Origin of the sequence: Roseibium porphyridii, from assembly GCF_026191725.2 — a bacterium.
In the GTDB taxonomy this organism is placed as follows: domain Bacteria; phylum Pseudomonadota; class Alphaproteobacteria; order Rhizobiales; family Stappiaceae; genus Roseibium; species Roseibium porphyridii.
The window spans coordinates 2,098,576-2,116,353 of record NZ_CP120863.1 but is presented as its reverse complement, the minus strand read 5'-3'; the positions used below and the strand labels follow the sequence as shown (position 1 = coordinate 2,116,353).

Here is a 17,778-nt window from a genome sequence, read left to right as displayed (position 1 = left end):
ATTCACGTACTGAAATCTCCATTCTCCAGTAAGCTGCTAAGTGTATCGATACCGGCTACCATCTCCTTTTCCTGAGCACCGGCGAAACCGATGATGAGTCCCGCTTTTGCATCTCTACCGAGATAGCAGTTGCTCATTGGCGAAACCGCAAAACCTTTGGATTGCATGGCAACAGCAAGAGAGACGTCGTCTATCGGCTCCCGAAAGAGGAGCGCAACTTGCACATTGCCCGTTGGCAGCTTGACATCGACACGATTGCCCAAACGGGCCTGCAAGGTTTCGACCAACGCAATTCCACGCGCTTCGTAGATCCGTCGGATCTGCTTCAGATGTTTTTGATATGCACCGCAGTCCATGAAATGCTCAAGCGCGGCCTGGGCCTGAACGTTGGCCGCACATCCCATGTTGCGCATGAACTGCTCCAATGATGCCACCAGACCCTGTGGAACCACGCAATAGGCAATGCGCAAACCCGGCATCAGACTTTTTGAGAAGGTGCCGAGATAAATCACCTGACCTTCACCCGCCAACCCCTGCAAAGCTGCAACCGGGCGGCCTGAAAACAGGAACTCGCTGTCGTAGTCATCCTCAAGGATTGCCGCTCCGGCCTCCCGGGCAGCGTCCAACAGCGCAAGACGACGTGCGAGCGGCATGCGTGTGCCAAGCGGATATTGATGCGAGGGTGTGACGTAGATCAGCCTTGGAGGTTTCTCCAACTGAGCGAGTTTGCCGGGATCCGCCCCTTCTTCGTCCACCGGCAGCGGACGTACCTTAAGCCCTGCCACATGAAACGCGGTACGAGCACCGAGATAACCCGGCTCTTCGAGCCAGGCTTCATCTCCGGGATCAGCCAATGCAAGAGACAGCAAGGACAGACAAGCTTGCATGGAACTGGTGATCAGGACCTGCTCCGGTTCTGCTCGTACCCCACGTTCAGTGGCCAGGTAGCGCGCCAAACGTTTCTTCAATGCCGGCAGGCCGGAAAAATTGCGGTATTGGAGATCCGGACTACGCTCCAGTCTGGCCGCACGGCGAAGCGATCTTGCCCACTCTTCGTAAGGGAAACAGTCTAACGCGGGTGTTCCAGGCTGCAGCGCTCCATGCCTGAAGGCCCACCCGTTTCCACGAATGTTTGCAGCCATGAGCTCTCCACGTCCGGAAAGGCGCGGCGACGTTGCACCAGGTTCGGAGGATGAAGAGCTACCTTCCAGGCGCATGACACTTGCAATGCGCGGCGCAGCTCCTGACTTGACCCTGGTAATCCCTTCAGCCCGAAGCAGTTCGTATGCCGTGTTCACCGTATTTCGGCCAACCTGCAAGGAGGCGGCAAGACGACGAGTTGACGGCAAGGCACTTCCTGAGTGCAACAGACCAGACTGAACCGCTTTCCTGATTGATCGATAAATCTGCTCAGCAAGTGGAACATCAGACCGCCTTTTAAGCGTCAAAATGCCTTCGGGTAAAACTGGTTCTGTCATTTTTAAAAAACCGGATCTTTTTTGGAGCCAATTTCTTGAGCAAAGAACATCACACAACTGACAGTCAAGTGGAGAGTTTGATGTCCTCCTTGGAAAAGCGACAGGCAACTGATTTGCCGCGCTACGCGAAAATCCGGCAGATGAACAGAGGCAGCTACGATCGGGATCTCGTCAACGAGATATTGGATGCCGGTCTTTTGGCGCATTGCGCCTTCATCCATGAACAAAGACCCATGGTCATCCCGATGGCCTACGCGCGCTCAGGCAACAAAATCTACATTCACGGTGCGAGCAAAACCCGCATCATCAAGGAGAATGCAGACGGTGTCCCCGCTAGTCTGACCGTAACTCTGGTCGACGGTATCGTAGCCGCCCGTTCCGCCTTTCATCATTCAATGAACTATCGCTGTGCAATCGTTCATGGGACCGCGCGACTTGTCGAAGATCATGCCGAGCAAATCGAGGCCTTGAAAGCGATCACCGATCATCTGATGCCCGGTCGTTGGGATGAATGCCGCGATATGACAGCAATCGAGCACAAAGCGACGGGCGTACTCGCACTTGAGATCGAGCATGCAAGTTCAAAAGTCAGAACCGGGGGTCCGGTCGATGATGAAGAGGACCTCGGAACAGACCTGTGGGCAGGCGTCATCCCTGTCGTCACCTCCCTTGGTCCGCCCTTTGCCGCCGCAGATGTTCCGGACGAGACGCCAATTCCCGCTTCGGTACCGGCGGCACAACGGAAGTTTGCGTAGGTTTGGCGAGCGCAAAAAAACCCGCCGGGATTTCCCGACGGGTTCTTGTCCACGACTGACCGCCCTGCAGTCTAGTGTGCTGTTTCCCCAACCAAATCAGATGGAACCAATAAGGCGTTTGACCTTGGAGCAGTAGCGACGGCTCACCGGGTTCATGCGCTTTGCGTAATGACCAGCGTTGTAGCGCAGGATCGTGCCACACAAATCGCCGCCCGCTTTCTGGTGCGCACCGGCAAGATACTTCATGCCCCATTCGAGATTGGTCGCCGGATCATAGAGCGCTTTGGTCGAACCACGATATCCGATGCCACGGGCCGTTGCCGGCTTGATCTGCATCAGACCCACCTCACCGGCCCTGCCCCGGGCGCGCGGATTGAAATTGCTTTCAACTTCGACAACAGCCTTGGCTATTTTGACCGGAACACCGTGTTTGGCGGCAGCCTTGCGTATCAGCGACGTGTAGCTGCTGCGACTGGCTGATTTCTTGGATGTCTTCGCCTTGGCGTTTTTTGTGCTTTTTGCGGTCGATTTTGCTTTCGCCGTCGACGCCTTGGATTTCTTCGTCGTCTTCTCCGACTTGTCCGTTTCGATGATGTGAAGGATCGGCTTTGATCCTGAGCCGACATTCTTGGCCTGCTTCACATCTTTGGATTTGTCATCCTTGTCCTTCTTCTTCGTGTCAATCACATGCAGGATCGGGTCCGATCCTGATCCGACCGCCATGGCAGCAGGTGAGAAAGAGGAAGTAGCATAGGCGAAAAGGCAAAGCGCCCCAGTAACTTTCGTTAATGACCGTAACATTCAGTCCAGCCCTTTTGGTTTTTGGTGTTGTTGATTTCGAGGCGGAGAAATGACGGAGCTATGGGACAAAATTGGGCGCTTCCCAATCACGAATTATTTCAATTTATTTCGAATTCTCTCGGAGATTCAGTGCAAAAATTCGTCAGAAACTGCAAATTTTGACGAAATTGGGCAAGCAAGAGGGCGTTTGGTTGGCGATCTGGAGAAAGACTGTGACGCCATCTTACGACTCAAAATTTTTTTCTACCGCAGCGCAACAAAAACTCAGCAGTTCCAGGAACGACCTGCCGGAGAAAAGTCTTTGTCCGAAGCCGGTCCGGTTCAGTCCGCAAGTGACGGCAATTTCTTCAGAAGGCTGTGCAGCGTTTCGATCGTTGATCTGTCAACCACGCCATCAACCCTTTCAGGTCGGAAATGCCGTTGGAACGCGGAAACAGCATGCGTTGTCTGGGAGCTGAAATCACCACTCACTGCGACCTCGTAGCCATAAAGCGCAAGCATGGACTGAAGAGCTTCCACAGGCTGGCCGCTATCGCCCTCCTGCATCATCAAACCGCTACTAATAGGGCTCGGATCGACGAAGTGGCCAACCCCACACTCTGCCAGGCGGCCCCACGGGAACAGCTCACCAGGGTCGACTTTTCGTTCCGGAGCGATATCGGAATGTCCCAAAACCATCCAGGGCTGAATTCCATGCCTTTTGCAGATGTCGCTGACAAGCTCGATGACGGCGTCGACCTGTGCCGGAGGGAAAGAGCGGTACCCGAATTCATGTCCCGGATTGACGATTTCAACACCGATTGAGCGGGAGTTCGTGTCCGCTTCACCTTTCCAAAAGCCTTGCCCTGCATGCCATGCTCGCCGCGCCTCTGGAACGCACTGGAGGATCGATCCATCTTCATCGACAAAGTAGTGAGCAGAGACTTCTGCTCGAGGGTCGCAAAGCCTTTGAAGGGCAATTTCCGCGGATTGCATGCCGGTATAGTGCAAAACGACCATATCGATTTTGGCACCATTGGCCCTTGGGCCGTGATTTGGAGACGGATGAACCCTTGCCGGAACTCCGGTATCTGTTGCGACGCTCATATACCCCGTTCCGCACTTATCTGTGCCCAGGCGTTGTTCAACGCGGCAAGCCGGTCATTCGCTATACGGACGAATTCTTCCGGAACACCCCTGGCAATCAAACGGTCCGGATGGGTTTCCTGAACTTCGCGGCGGTAGTGAGCCTTGAGGTCGGCGTTGCTGGCATCGGGACCAAGCCCCAGGACATCATAGGGATTTCCGTCCTTGCGCACATGGCGGGCAAGGACTTTTGAGAACTCTCGTTCGTCCAATCCAAAGACTTCGGCCACTTTCGAAAGGTAGCCGACTTCGCTTTCGTGTACGACACCGTCGGCCTTGGCGATATGAAACAGACCGTCAAGAATGTCGAGCAAAGTCTTGTGATCGTAGGGGAACAGATCGGCCAGCTTCTTGGCATAGACTTCAAACCCGGCAACGTCCTCCTGCGCCAGGTTGAAAAGACGGGCAACGTTGCGCTCTTCTTTGGGGGGAACTTCGAAAAGTTCGCGAAACGCAATGATCTCGTCGGTGGTTACAACCCCATCAGCCTTTGCCATCTTGGCCGACAAGGCGATCATTGCAACGGTAAAACCAACACTGCTGGTGCCTTCCGGGCGCGCCAGAACAAGCTGCACGAGCCGGTCAACGAACTGGGCTCCACCAGTACCAATAGAACTTACAATACTGCCCAGGCTGCTCCAGACGCTCACCCATGCGCTCCTATTCGGAATTGCGCCAGAATGTTCTGGCCAGCCCAATCCATCTGAATCATTTGCTTTCCACACTCATATCGACCAGAGGGATGTTTGACCAGCGATCATGGCTTCAACCGGACACGAGCGGCGGCTCCACCAGGATCGAAAACAAATAGGCCCCGCAAATATGGTCCTGATTCCTCGCGAAGATTCATGTTGGTGAAAGGAATTGCGCCTAAAATTTTCGCACTTGTGTTGAGATATTGGTAATACGCCGAATGGCTGCCCCCCTGGTCAGAAGAAACATTGTTATATTTTTCATATCGATGTCATTGGTTCTGACATTGGCGCTGGGGGTTTATGCGAGCAATCGACTTCTGACTCATTGGCTGGTTGTGCGCGGTTTGGAGCAGGCCTTCATTCCCTATGAGAAGTCCATACAGGATATGCTTGTATCCTTGCAGCAAGGTCGCCAGCCTGAATTGCCGAAAGTCAGCCAACTGCGATTGTCCAAGGCACAGGAGCCGACATCCCTGCTTCCGACAAGCACTTTGAACACCGTCGGAGACATGTTGCAGCTCAAAATGGGAAGGTCGGAAGTTCTGGACGCAGCTGTGGTCCTTCCGAACTCGGCAGCGAGCACAAAACATCTCGACACCGACTTCAGCAAGATTGAATGGTACAAGGCCAACACGCTGATTTCTGCTGACACGCTGGCCAGCGCACGCACCGCACTGAATTCGTCAAAGCTTTTGACGGCCGTTCCGGATATGACACTGTTCGGAAAATTCGGGCCAAATGCAGTGCTTGCATACAGACCGGAAAATATCGGTCCAGATGTGCCTGGCTTGCTCATATTAGTGACCCAGTCGGAACTGCTTGCAAGCTTGACGCCTCTGATTTGGTCGATCAGCGCAGCCATCGGCGGCCTCTGCCTTGCGTCCATCGTGTTTGCAGGCTTTCTCTTGTGGATGCGGTTCTATGATCAGGTACGCACAAACCGCGATATCCAGTACCTGGCGCACCATGACACGCTAACCGGGTTGCCGAACCGCGCCGTGTTCAATGCGCGTTTGACGGAGGCCCTGCGTCTGTCACAGGCCAAAGCCTCAAACATTGGCGTCATGTTGATCGACGTCGACAAATTCAAGGAAATCAACGACACATACGGCCATGGCACCGGTGACGTGTTTTTGCAGATTGTCGGCGAACGCTTAAAGTCCGTCTTCAACAACCATCTTGTTGCCCGTCTGTCTGGCGACGAATTCGCAGTCATGTTGACCTCGATTTCAGATCCGGCTCGCATGACCCGCCTTGCAGCGGACATGAACGCGGCCATCGAGGCTCCTTGCACAATCGATGGCAAGGACATCAAGATCTCACTCTCAATCGGGATTGCACGTGCGACAGACGGATCCTGGCGAGCTTCGCGTTTGCTTCATTGCGCCGACCTTGCTCTATACCGGGCAAAACACAGCGGGCGCTCGACATTTGCCTGGTACACGGCTGAACTCGACGCCGAAGCTCAGAAACGGAAGGAAGTCGAGGAAGGCCTGACCAAGGCCCTCAAGTTCGATCAGTTCAAACTGCTTTACCAACCACAATACTCTTTGCGCGACGGAGAGTTGAAGGGTTATGAGGCGCTGATCCGCTGGGACCATCCGGCCAAAGGAACCATTCGTCCTGACATATTCATCCCTATCGCTGAAGATACGGGGCTTATCGAAGAGATTGGCACTTGGGTTTTGAACCATGCCTGCCTGGAAGCAGCGCTCTGGGAAGACAAGAGCCGTCGTATTGCTGTCAACGTCTCAGCTGCACAGTTCATCGCGGGTGAAACGCAACACCGCGTTGCAACTGCACTTCGGAATTCTGGACTAGATCCGCATCGACTTGAGATCGAGGTCACAGAAAGTCTACTGATTTCAAACACAGATGCCGTTATTGAAACACTGCGACAGATCCGCGACATGGGTGTGTCGATTGCCATGGATGATTTCGGTACAGGCTACTCATCGCTCAGCTATCTCAGCCTTTTTCCGTTCGATAAAATCAAGATCGACAAGGCCTTTGTTCAAAATCTCGGAAAAGATGCCAGCACGGATGCCATTGTCACATCCATCGTGGGTCTTGGCCGTTCACTCGATGTTATCATCACCGCAGAAGGTGTTGAAACAGAAGAACAGGCCGTGCTGCTGAGCGCTGCCGGGTGTGATTTGGTGCAGGGATACATGTTCGGCAAGCCCGACGAAGTAACCCGGCATGAAGCCGAATACCCCATCTTTCCTCTAAACGAAGAAGGCGGTTTGTGGTTCCCGCAAAATATGGCTCGGCGTACGAATTCACCGAAAATCCGTCTTGCTCCGAAACTCGCTCAAAGTTCAAAACCGATGGAAGACGCAGAGACAGACGCAAACGCGGAATTGAAATCGGCTGGGTAAATACAAGGGTTCGCCTAAAGAACAACACCTGCTGCGGCTTCAGATGATGCAGAGCGTTTTACTCGATCTGCCTTGCGTTCTGAGTACCTGTCCACGAGATAAGCGGATCTGCCTCGAACCAGCAGCGTGAATTTCATCAACTCTTCCATCACGTCAACAACTCGATCGTAAAGAGGTGACGGCTTCATGCGCCCGTCTTCGTCAAATTCCTGATAAGCCTTTGGCACCGACGACTGGTTGGGAATTGTAACCATGCGCATCCAACGTCCGAGAATGCGCATTTGATTGAGCGCGTTGAAGGACTGAGATCCACCCGATACCTGCATGAGCGCAAGGGTCTTGCCCTGTGTAGGTCGAATAGCGCCGGTACTGAGTGGGATCCAGTCAATCTGGGATTTCAATACTCCAGTCATTGCGCCATGTCGCTCTGGAGAGCACCAGACCTGAGCTTCCGACCAGTTGCACATGTCCCTGAGCTCAGCCACTTTTGGATGGTCACATTCAGCATCATCCGGCAATGGCAGGCCGGTAGGGTCAAAGATCCGGGTTTCTGCTCCGAAAGCGTTCAAAATTCTTTCAGCCTCTTGAACCAGAAACCGGCTGTAGGACCGTTCTCTCAAAGATCCGTAAAGCAACAGAACACGCGGTGCATGCAGCTCTTCATTTAACGTCATGAGCCGATCGCCCTCAATCGGCGCAATATCGGCTTCGGTGACATTACGCAGGCCGTTTCCAGCCAGGTCGAGATCAGGCATCCGTTGTTCCAGAGTTCACAATCTCACCGTCTTCCTTGGTAAAAGATCCGATTTCAGTTGGAAGCAGGACCATCACCTTTTCCGAGGGGCGACACAGAAGAGCCCCTTTGTCGGAGACGACAATCGGCCGATTGATCAGTATTGGATGTTCCATCATAAAATCGACCAGTTGATCGTCGGTCCATTTGTCATTGGAAAGCCCGAGTTCGTCATAGGGAGTTCCCTTTTGACGAATGAGGTCCCGCACAGGAATGCCCATCTGGGCAATCAGTTCGAGAAGCTCTTCTCTGCTTGGCGGCGTTTTCAGATATTCGATGATCTGTGGCTCGATACCTGACTTTCGGATCATTTCAAGCGTGTTACGCGACGTCCCGCATTTGGGGTTGTGATAGATGGTGATTGTCATGTTTTCCCTGTCCTAGACAGCGTTTTCAGGCTTGGAGACAATGCTGGATGAAAAACCGCAAACGCTCGGATCGTTGCCACAGCAATCCTCTACGAGAAAAGCCAGCAAGGCCCTCATGGCTTCTATGTCTACCGAGTAGTGGATATGCCTGCCATCACGGCGTGCAATAAGCAGTCCCGCCCTCTCAAGCGTCGTCAGGTGAAACGACATACGGGTCGGAGGTATGTTCAATTGCATGGCGACGTCTCCGGACGGCAAGCCGTTCGGACCTTGCTGCATCAACAATCGAAAGGCAGCCAATCTGTTGTCTTGAGCGAGTGCACCCAGCGCCGATACAGCGTCTTGATCATTCATAATTCGGCACTACAAGAAATTTTGGAATATACAACAAAAATCTTCTTAAAAGTTTCGAGCGAAGATCTACATTGCCGCTGCAGCACGGGCTGCCTGATCATAGTTGCCAGATACAAGCCGCAGCGTCGCAGCCAGGCGAGACAGTTCGGTTTCATCAAGCCCAAGTGACTTCATGGGCTCTACCAGCAAGGCCTCACGCAAACGCCTGTATTCCAAGCAGGCCGTTTCGCCTGCCGCAGTAATCTCGGCTGTTTTTTCCTTGCCTCGTCTACCCGACGCTATCAGCTTCGCTTTTTCCAGCTTCTTGAGAGCATATGTCACCGTGTGCGTGTCCTCGATATTGAGAACAAGACAGATATCCGAGAGTGTTTTCGCCCTCCCCCTGTGATTGACGGAATGCAGCACCAGAACATCGAGAGGACCTAGGCCCTCAGATCCACTCGCGGACATGCAACGCACCATCCAGCGGTGGTAGGCGTTCACCATCATCGTCACTGCAAACTCGATTTCGGAGAGCGCAGGCATTGCCCCGGAAGCCAGATGGGCGGCCGACACAACAGGCCCGATATTGGCATCTTTTTTCTGGACTGGTTTAGCGTCGGGTTTATCCGTCAATTTCAGGGACCTCCGGGCAGGATTTCGTCAGTTGCTTAGCATTGTCTGCGGCAACCAAAGAGCCAAGCCCGGAAATGCAACAATCAGGGCAACGGCCACGATCATCAACAAGAAGAATGGCAGCGCCATGCGTGCCACTGTAAAAATGTTGCGTCCTGTCATGCCTTGAAGCACAAAGAGATTGAAACCGACCGGCGGAGTAATCTGGCTCATTTCAACGACCAGAACCAGATAGATGCCGAACCATATGAGGTCCAATCCCGCCTGCTCGACCATTGGAAGGATCACGGATGTGGTCAGGACAACAACGGAAATTCCGTCCAGAAAGCACCCCAGCACGACAAAAAACAACGTAAGAGCAATCAAGAGCGCATAAGGCGACAATTCCATGGCACCGATCCACGTAGCGAGCTCACGGGGGATGCCAGTGAAGGCCATAGCAACCGTCAAAAACGCGGCCCCAGCCAGAATAAAGGCAATCATGCAAGAGGTTCGTGTCGCTCCCATCAAAGCCTTTGCAAAGCTCTCACGCGACAAGGTGCCGGAAATCCAGGACAGCAAAAGTGACAGCATGACGCCAATTGCAGCCGCCTCAGTAGGAGACGCCAGGCCTGCGTAAATCGAGCCGATCACACCGACAATCAATGCGATCACCGGAAAGAGGCGCCTGGTCGCGTAAAGACGCTGAAGAATAGGAACAGCCATCTCTTGCGGTGGCATCTTGCTCTTGTTCATCATCGCCCAGATAGCGACATAGCCCATGAAAAGCAGGCAAAGCATCGCGCCCGGGAGAACCCCTGCCATGAAAAGACGCGCAATAGACTGCTCAGTGGCAGCACCGTAAACAATCAATATGATCGACGGCGGGATCAAGAGGCCGAGCGTGCCGGATCCAGCCAGCGTACCAATGGCCATCCGTTCGTCATATCCCCTCTGTTTCAGCTCCGGCAATGACATGCGGCCCACGGTGGCAGTCGTAGCAGCCGAAGACCCAGAGACCGCCGCGAAAATCCCGCACCCGAGAATGTTCACATGCAGCAAGCGACCGGGCAAGCTTCGCATCCAGGGCGACAACCCGGCAAACATGTCCTCCGACAACCTGGAACGAAACAGAATTTCGCCCATCCAAATGAACATTGGCAATGCGGTCAGGTCCCAAGAGTTTGCCGCACCCCAAACAGTCGTGGACATGACCGGGCCGGCAGGAACTGGTACCAGCGCCATCATCGCTGCCAGAGCAACAGCAAAAAGAGCGACCGCGACCCAAATACCGGTTGCAAGCGCAGCCAGCATTCCCAAGCCCAAAAACGCAGCTATCCAGGAAAGGTCCATTATTCGCTCCCCTCGATTGGGTCGGATCTCACAGCTGTTTCAAAGCTCGGAGCACCACCGGTAACGGCAACAATCAAATCGTCGGCAAGCGATATCGAATAGACAAGCAAACCAAATGTCATAACAAGCTGCGGGTAGACCAGCGGCACTGGGATAATGCCCACCGAAGTCTCATCGAACTGAAAACTGTCATAGGCCAGCATGCCTGCGTGCCATGTGAAGAATGAGGCCAGTGCAAGAGCAAGCATGAGCGCCCAGATATTCAGCAGACGCGCCGCAGGAGGCTTCACGGCCTGCAACAGGATCGAAACGCGAATGTGGTCACCATTGCGCAACGTTCCGGCCAAGGCCAAGAAGGAAGCACCCACAAGCAAGAAACCTGCAAATTCTGCAAGAGAAGGGATTTGCAACCCCAATGGTTCCAGACCGAGTACGGTCCTGGCCCAATCGAACATTCGTCCAATCACTTGAAGGACTACGAGTGATGAAATGGCCACAAGGCAGCTGGCAGCCAGAACCGTTGACGCTTGATAAAGCGCGTTCAATGCATTTCGCATCCGCTTCCCCCGTCGGATAAGACGCTAAAATGAAAAACGCCGGGCCTGTGGGCCCGGCGCTAGAAGCTTGTCTATCTTTTATAAGCTTCAAGTACAGCTGCACCGGTCTCACCGGCTTGTTCCTGCCACTCGCTGGCCATGGTTTCTCCGATTGCCGCGAGCTCTTCAATCAACTGCGTGCTCGGCTGCACCACCGTAATGCCGTTCTCAGCAAGGACGTTAGTCTTGCTTTTGGTCTCAGTTTTTGAGGCTTCCCATCCGCGTGTTTCTGCGACTTCTGCAGCCTCAAGAACCGCAGTCTTCTCTGCGTCGCTCAATCCATCGAAGGCACGCTTGTTGACGATGACCATGTTTTTCGGCAGCCAGGCCTGTGTATCATGATAGTGCGTCAGGAAATCCCAGGCTTTTGAATTGGCACCGGTCGACGGGGATGTGATCATTGCATCCACCCGGCCAGTTGAGAACGCCGTGGGAATATCCGGAACTTCGATCTGCGCCGTAATGCCCCCTGCCAGAATGGCAAATCGCTCAGTTGCAGCATTGTAGGCTCGTATTTTGAGCCCCTTCATGTCGTCAAGCTTGGCAACTTCTTTTTTGGCGTAGATGCCCTGGGGCGGCCATGGCACAGCGTAAAGCAACTGTAGCCCCTGTTCACCGAGCTTTTCTTCAAGCGCAGACTTGGAGGCTTGATAAAGCTTCCATGCATCGTCATAGGAAGGCGCAAGAAACGGCACTGAATCAACCCCAAAGACCGCATCTTCATTGGAAAGACGCGACACCAGAACTTCGCCAATAGGTGCAATGCCTTTGCGAACAGCATTTTTGATTTCTGGATGTTTGAACAATGAACCAGCGGAATGCACCTGGATGTTCAGCGAACCTCCGGTCTTTTCTTTCACATCCTCAGCGAATGCGGTGATGTTTTGAGTGTGAAAGTTTCCGTCTCCATAGGGAGTGGGCATGTTCCATTCGGTTTCGGCGGTGGCTACAGAGATACCTGCGAGACCGAAGGCGGCAGCGGCAGCCAGACAAAGCCCGGCCTTGGGTAAAAAACGTGAATTCAACAAAACAGTCTCCTCTTGGAAGCAGGGCTCACCCTGACGGGATGACGCTCAGGTGCATTCTTTGAACACCTTCAAAAGCGCATCTTCTTTGAGGCTAGACTCAAAAATACAAAACATCAACATTTTATCGATAAATTATTATCGTATCTCTTTTTCGGTGTTCTGGCTTTGCTAACTCCAAAGGATTGGCTAGCGTTCGCGCGTGCAATTGGATGGCGAGGAAGGTGTAAGTGCTGCAGACAGACAAGCGGGGGGAAACAGGCAATGTTTTCAATTCACTCTCCCTGGCCGCATTGCTGCTGATTTCAGCGGCATTGCGTTTTGTTAATCTCGACAGGACCAGTCTCTGGTATGATGAAGCTGTCAGTTGGAGCCAATCCAACGGGAGCTTCTCCGAGCTTCTCACAGCCGTTTCCGCCGACAACTACCCGCCATTGCACAACATCATCCTTTGGCTGACCATGCCGATTTTGGGCGACAGTGAAATCGCCCTGCGCCTTCCGTCGGCAATCCTCGGAACAATTGCTGTCTGGCTCACTTATCTGGTTGGCAAGTCCATTGGCAGCCAACGGCTAGGCCTCTTGGCCGCTGCTTTGCTGTGTTTCTCGCCGTTCCACATCTGGTATTCGACGGAAGCCAGGATGTATGCCCTGTTGGCCACCTGCGGACTGGGCTTTTTGCTTTCGGTGCTGAACGTGCTGAAGCAACCTTCTCGCAAATGGCTCGCATTGCTCACCGTTTTTGGTGTTCTTTTTCTCTACAGCCATATCTATGCGCTCTTGGCGTTCGCACCGGTTGGTTTGATCTGTGCAGCTTATGCGTTACGCGATGTCGTCAGGAACCGGTCCCTGACTGGATCTCCTGCCGTTGCGGCCTGTATTGCGATGAGTGCAAGCACAATTGCCTTTTTTCCGTGGCTGCTGATCCTGGCAGGCCGTGCGAAATCGGTTGCGGCAGACGGCTTCTGGATCGCATTCCCGGACCTGACATTCCTGAAGAACACAGCATTTGCGATCTCCGGATCACTCGGGCTTTTCACACTACTATTGGGCTTCGCAGGAGTTTTCGCAGTCAAGCCGATCTATGAAATGGCCACGCGTTCTGGGAAAACTGCCCGCTCAAATCAGAACCTGATTGTGTTGCTGGCTTACACCTTTGGGCCGCTTGTCCTCGCTTACCTGTATTCCGTGCTGGTCCAGCCCATTCTCTTTGATCGCTACCTGATAGCAGCCTGGCCCGGATTACTTTTACTCGCGTCAGCTGGCGCTTGTTCGCTTCAACCCCGTTTGTTGCCGCCAGCGCTAATCACTGCGTCTTTGATGCTGTCCTATTCTGAACTGAGATTCACTTTGACGGAAAAAATCCGACCTGAATGGCGGGAGATCGTTCAGGACTATCGAGAGCTGCGAATGCCGAACGACAAGCTGGCACTATACAAAGGCTTTGCAGCCCCTGCACTTGAGTACTACTTGCGAGAACCGAATGCTTTCAGAGCAGAAGACAAGTCTTTGCAACCTGCGGCATTGTCACTGGACAAGAAAGGTGGAGAACGCTGGCTGCTTATCGTTCACAGCAATGCTGAAGAAACCGAGGCAGCAACCCAGGCAGTCACCAACGATACGCAGCCTCCCGCGGCCCAGCGCTTTGGCTGGGGCGCCAGCGGATTAAGATTGCTCAAGGTGCCAACAGACCAATAAAAACAATCAATGGGATGTCATTGAGATTTTTTTATCGACATTTTATCGATAAAATGTCTACATAAACTCATTCTAGAAAGGTGCGAGCTCTGACAGTAGGCCTCGCAGATGCATAAAAGCGGCAGAATTAGAGGGAAGAAAATGACAGGCAAGTGGGATTTTTGGATCGACCGGGGTGGCACGTTTACTGACATTGTTGGTCGGGCTCCGGACGGAACTCTTCACCCTCACAAGGTCTTGTCCGAAAACCCGGAAGCCTACCGTGACGCCGCCATTCAGGGCATTCGCGATCTGCTCGGCGTCGAACAGGGACAACCGATTCCTTCAGATAAAGTCGCAACGGTGAAGATGGGCACAACCGTTGCCACAAATGCACTCCTGGAGCGCAAAGGCGAACGGACCGCTCTCTTTATTACCAAGGGCTTCCGAGATGCCTTGGAAATTGGTTATCAAGCCCGACCTCAGATCTTTGCGAAGGAAATCATCAAACCCGAATTGCTCTATGAGCTGGTTCATGAAATTTCTGAACGTGTTCAAGCTGATGGTGTCGTTGAAATCGCACTGGATGAAAACCAGGCAAGGCGCGAGATGCAATCGGCCTGGGACGCAGGAATTCGTTCTGTCGCAATTGTTTTGATGCATGCTTACGCGTTTCCAGCGCACGAAAAGTCTTTGAAAAAAATTGCTGAGGACATCGGCTTTCCTCAGATTTCGATTTCGCACGAAGTTTCACCACTGATGAAACTCGTCGGGCGCGGGGACACCACAGTAGTAGATGCGTACTTGTCACCGATTTTGCGCCGCTACGTGAACCAGGTCCAGGAAGAGCTAGGGACCGGCCCTCGCCTGATGTTTATGCAATCGTCAGGTGGATTGACAGCAGCTGACCTTTTCCAAGGCAAAGATGCCATCTTATCTGGCCCGGCCGGTGGAGTTGTCGGCGCCGTGGAAACCTCTCGAATGGCAGGATTTGAGAAAATTATTGGCTTCGACATGGGAGGCACATCCACCGACGTCTGCCACTTTGAGGGCGACTACGAACGGGCATTTGAAACCGAAGTCGCTGGGGTGCGGATGCGCGCACCCATGATGATGATCCACACGGTTGCTGCTGGTGGCGGGTCCATCCTTCACTATACCGATGGCCGTTTTCAGGTTGGCCCGGATTCTGCCGGAGCCAATCCAGGCCCTGCCTGTTACCGCCGTGGAGGACCTCTCACGGTGACCGATGCCAATCTCATGACCGGCAAACTGGCTCCAGATTTCTTCCCTAAGATCTTTGGCCCCAACCAGGACGAAGCGCTGGATGCCGACATCGTTAGAAAGAGGTTCACGGACTTGGCGATGCGTATCGGCGATGGCCGTACGCCCGAGGAAGTTGCCGATGGCTTTCTGAAGATCGCCGTCGAAAATATGGCCAATGCAATCAAGAAAATCTCGGTTCAAAGAGGTTACGATGTAACCGAATATGCACTGACCTGCTTTGGCGGCGCCGGTGGCCAGACAGGTTGTAAAGTGGCCGATAGCCTCGGCATGAAGACGGTGATACTGCACCCGTTTTCCGGCATCCTATCGGCTTATGGTATGGGCCTTGCGGATATCAGAGCAGATCGCCAGCAAGCTGTCGTGAAAACGCTCAACGAGGATCTCCTGCACGAGTTGGCTGGTTTGCGAAACCTATTGGCTAGCCAGACCGAAGCAGAACTAGATAAACAGGCCATTCCTGCCGACACTCGGCGCACGGTCGCAACGGCACACTTGCGATATGACGGTACTGATACACCTTTGCCCGTACCACTTGGCGGCGTGGATGAAATGCGTGCAGCGTTTGAAGACGCTCACAAGAAGCAATTCGGTTTTGCTTACGAAAACAAGCCGATTGTGGTCGAAGCGTTGGAGGTTGAAACAGCAGGCGGCGGCGCAGGGTTGGTCGAACCCGACATCCATCTCTCAACAGATACGCCGAAACCAGCGACATCAACTTACATTTATTCAGAAAGCGGCTGGCACAAGGCAGGCATTTTCAAACGTGAAGAGCTGAAACCCGGCATGAGTGTTTCCGGGCCGGCCATGATTATTGAAGCGCATGCAACGATCGCCGTTGAAGACGGCTGGCAGGCTGAAATCAACACCAAGGATCATGTCATATTACGGCGGGTTGTTCCTCTGGTCAGGGCCGATGCAATTGGCACCCATGCAGACCCGGTGATGCTGGAAGTCTTCAACAATCTCTTCATGTCAATTGCCGAACAGATGGGCGTGACGCTCCAGAACACGGCCTATTCGGTCAACATCAAGGAACGCCTCGACTTTTCCTGCGCAGTCTTTGATGCCGACGGGGCGCTTGTTGCCAATGCACCGCATATGCCTGTGCACTTGGGTTCCATGGACCGTTCTGTCGAAACGGTCATCAAATTGAACAAAGGTAAGATCAAGCCGGGTGATGTCTTCGCTCTAAACGCACCTTACAACGGTGGCACTCATTTGCCTGATATAACCGTCGTGTCCCCAGTGTTCGACGATGAAGGAAAGGAGATTCTGTTCTGGTCTGCGTCGAGAGGCCATCATGCCGATGTTGGCGGCTCTGCCCCTGGTTCAATGACACCGCGCGCGACAAGTGTCGACGAGGAAGGCGTCCTGTTCGACAACTTCAAGATTGTCGATGAGGGGCGTTTTTGCGAGGCGGAACTCATTGACCTTTTGACCGATCACACCTATCCGGCAAGAAACCCGCACCAGAACGTCGCAGACTTGTCGGCACAAATCGCCGCCAACGAAAAAGGCATTCAGGAACTGAACAAGATGGTCAACCACTTTGGCCTGGATGTGGTTCAGGCCTATATGGGACATGTTCAGGACAATGCCGAAGAAAGCGTCCGGCGCGTGATCGAAGCGCTCAAGGACTCCGAATATGAGTACCCGACAGACCAGGGTGCGGTGATCAAGGTCAAAATCTCGGTCGACAAGAATAAGCGCGAAGCGACGGTGGATTTCACAGGCACCTCAGCGGTGAAACCAAACAACTTCAATGCACCGGAACCAGTCACACGCGCGGCAATCCTCTATTGCTTCCGAGTGATGGTTGAGGGTGACATTCCGATGAATGCCGGTTGTCTGAAGCCGATCAACATCGTCATTCCTGACGGGTGCATGTTGAGACCTTCCTATCCAGCCGCGGTCGTAGCGGGAAATGTTGAAACATCCCAGCATGTCACCAACGCTGTATTTGCGGCACTTGGGGCAATGGCCAATGCCCAGGGGACCATGAACAATCTGACTTTCGGCAATGACACTTACCAGTACTATGAAACCATCTGCTCCGGTTCACCGGCTGGTCCGGGTTTCAAAGGCACCGATGGTGTTCATACCCACATGACAAATTCTCGTCTCACGGATCCTGAAGTTCTCGAATTTCGCTTCCCGGTCTTGCTTGAAGACTTTCACATTCGCAAAGCCTCGGGAGGGAGGGGAAAATGGAATGCAGGTGACGGCACGCGCCGTACGCTTCGTTTCCTTGAGAAAATGGACTGTTCAATTCTGGCGTCTCACCGGACTATCACCCCGAAAGGGCTCGACGGTGGCAGCGATGGCGAAGTTGGTAGAACCGAAGTTCGCCGAAAGGACGGAAGTATCGAGATACTGGAAGGTTGTGACCAGACTGAACTGGATGCCGGTGAAGCTGTCACGGTCATTACCCCTACAGCGGGAGGTTGGGGTACTGCCTGACCCAGTCTATTCTCAAAGAACAAAGCCGCCGCTTGGT

General features: G+C 53.4%; 15 protein-coding genes. 4 read left to right on the top strand and 11 right to left on the bottom strand.

Annotation, left to right across the window (positions count from 1 at the left end; all coding sequences use genetic code 11):
* Positions 1-2: 2 nt before the first annotated feature.
* Entirely contained in the window at positions 3-1,478 is a 1,476-nt protein-coding gene (gene pdxR, locus K1718_RS09800; RefSeq protein WP_265684191.1) for a MocR-like pyridoxine biosynthesis transcription factor PdxR, read from the bottom strand.
* Positions 1,479-1,558: 80 nt separating this feature from the next.
* Between pdxR and K1718_RS09795 the strand changes: the two genes are divergently transcribed.
* Positions 1,559-2,233, top strand: a complete 675-nt coding sequence (locus K1718_RS09795; RefSeq protein ID WP_265684189.1) for a pyridoxamine 5'-phosphate oxidase family protein — start codon at positions 1,559-1,561, stop codon at positions 2,231-2,233.
* Positions 2,234-2,329: 96 nt separating this feature from the next.
* Here K1718_RS09795 and K1718_RS09790 read toward each other — a convergent pair whose 3' ends face one another.
* The 3 genes from K1718_RS09790 to K1718_RS09780 form a co-directional block, all read right to left on the bottom strand.
* Positions 2,330-2,956 (bottom strand): lytic transglycosylase domain-containing protein, encoded by a 627-nt coding sequence (locus K1718_RS09790; protein ID WP_335343022.1) that lies wholly within the window; start codon positions 2,954-2,956, stop codon positions 2,330-2,332.
* A gap of 399 nt (positions 2,957-3,355) precedes the next feature.
* Positions 3,356-4,120, bottom strand: a complete 765-nt coding sequence (locus tag K1718_RS09785) for an N-acetylmuramoyl-L-alanine amidase (protein ID WP_265684184.1) — start codon at positions 4,118-4,120, stop codon at positions 3,356-3,358.
* Positions 4,117-4,809, bottom strand: coding sequence for a molecular chaperone DjiA (locus K1718_RS09780; RefSeq protein WP_152500750.1), 693 nt, complete (start codon positions 4,807-4,809; stop codon positions 4,117-4,119). Before K1718_RS09780 ends, K1718_RS09785 begins: the two co-directional genes overlap by 4 nt.
* Positions 4,810-5,072: 263 nt before the next feature.
* Between K1718_RS09780 and K1718_RS09775 the strand changes: the two genes are divergently transcribed.
* Positions 5,073-7,235: a putative bifunctional diguanylate cyclase/phosphodiesterase gene (locus K1718_RS09775; RefSeq protein ID WP_265684180.1), complete on the top strand. Its 2,163-nt coding sequence runs from the start codon at positions 5,073-5,075 to the stop codon at positions 7,233-7,235.
* Positions 7,236-7,249: 14 nt separating this feature from the next.
* On the opposite strand, the gene arsH is transcribed toward K1718_RS09775, so the two are convergent.
* The 7 genes from arsH to K1718_RS09740 form a co-directional block, all read right to left on the bottom strand.
* A complete protein-coding gene (gene arsH, locus K1718_RS09770) occupies positions 7,250-7,909 on the bottom strand; it encodes an arsenical resistance protein ArsH (RefSeq protein ID WP_285806080.1) in 660 nt (219 codons plus the stop codon).
* Between the two features lie 73 nt (positions 7,910-7,982).
* Entirely contained in the window at positions 7,983-8,396 is a 414-nt protein-coding gene (arsC, locus tag K1718_RS09765; protein WP_265684176.1) for an arsenate reductase (glutaredoxin), read from the bottom strand.
* Positions 8,397-8,408: 12 nt separating this feature from the next.
* Positions 8,409-8,750: an ArsR/SmtB family transcription factor gene (locus tag K1718_RS09760; protein ID WP_152500747.1), complete on the bottom strand. Its 342-nt coding sequence runs from the start codon at positions 8,748-8,750 to the stop codon at positions 8,409-8,411.
* A 66-nt stretch (positions 8,751-8,816) separates the two neighbouring features.
* Positions 8,817-9,275 carry a winged helix DNA-binding protein gene (locus K1718_RS09755; RefSeq protein WP_209006997.1) on the bottom strand — a complete coding sequence of 153 codons (459 nt, stop codon included), beginning with the start codon at positions 9,273-9,275 and terminating at the stop codon, positions 8,817-8,819.
* 117 nt (positions 9,276-9,392) lie between these two features.
* Positions 9,393-10,697, bottom strand: coding sequence for a TRAP transporter large permease (locus tag K1718_RS09750; RefSeq protein WP_265684174.1), 1,305 nt, complete (start codon positions 10,695-10,697; stop codon positions 9,393-9,395).
* Complete coding sequence (locus K1718_RS09745; RefSeq protein WP_265684173.1) at positions 10,697-11,254, bottom strand: TRAP transporter small permease; 558 nt, start codon at positions 11,252-11,254, stop codon at positions 10,697-10,699. Before K1718_RS09745 ends, K1718_RS09750 begins: the two co-directional genes overlap by 1 nt.
* A gap of 71 nt (positions 11,255-11,325) precedes the next feature.
* Entirely contained in the window at positions 11,326-12,318 is a 993-nt protein-coding gene (locus K1718_RS09740) for a TRAP transporter substrate-binding protein (RefSeq protein ID WP_265684171.1), read from the bottom strand.
* A 230-nt stretch (positions 12,319-12,548) separates the two neighbouring features.
* On the opposite strand from K1718_RS09740, the gene K1718_RS09735 reads away from it, so the two are divergent.
* The gene (locus K1718_RS09735) at positions 12,549-14,015 is read left to right on the top strand and encodes a glycosyltransferase family 39 protein (RefSeq protein ID WP_265684169.1); all 1,467 of its coding nucleotides are present in this window, start codon (positions 12,549-12,551) and stop codon (positions 14,013-14,015) included.
* A 141-nt stretch (positions 14,016-14,156) separates the two neighbouring features.
* The gene (locus K1718_RS09730) at positions 14,157-17,741 is read left to right on the top strand and encodes a hydantoinase B/oxoprolinase family protein (protein WP_265684165.1); all 3,585 of its coding nucleotides are present in this window, start codon (positions 14,157-14,159) and stop codon (positions 17,739-17,741) included.
* The last annotated feature ends 37 nt before the right edge of the window (positions 17,742-17,778 follow it).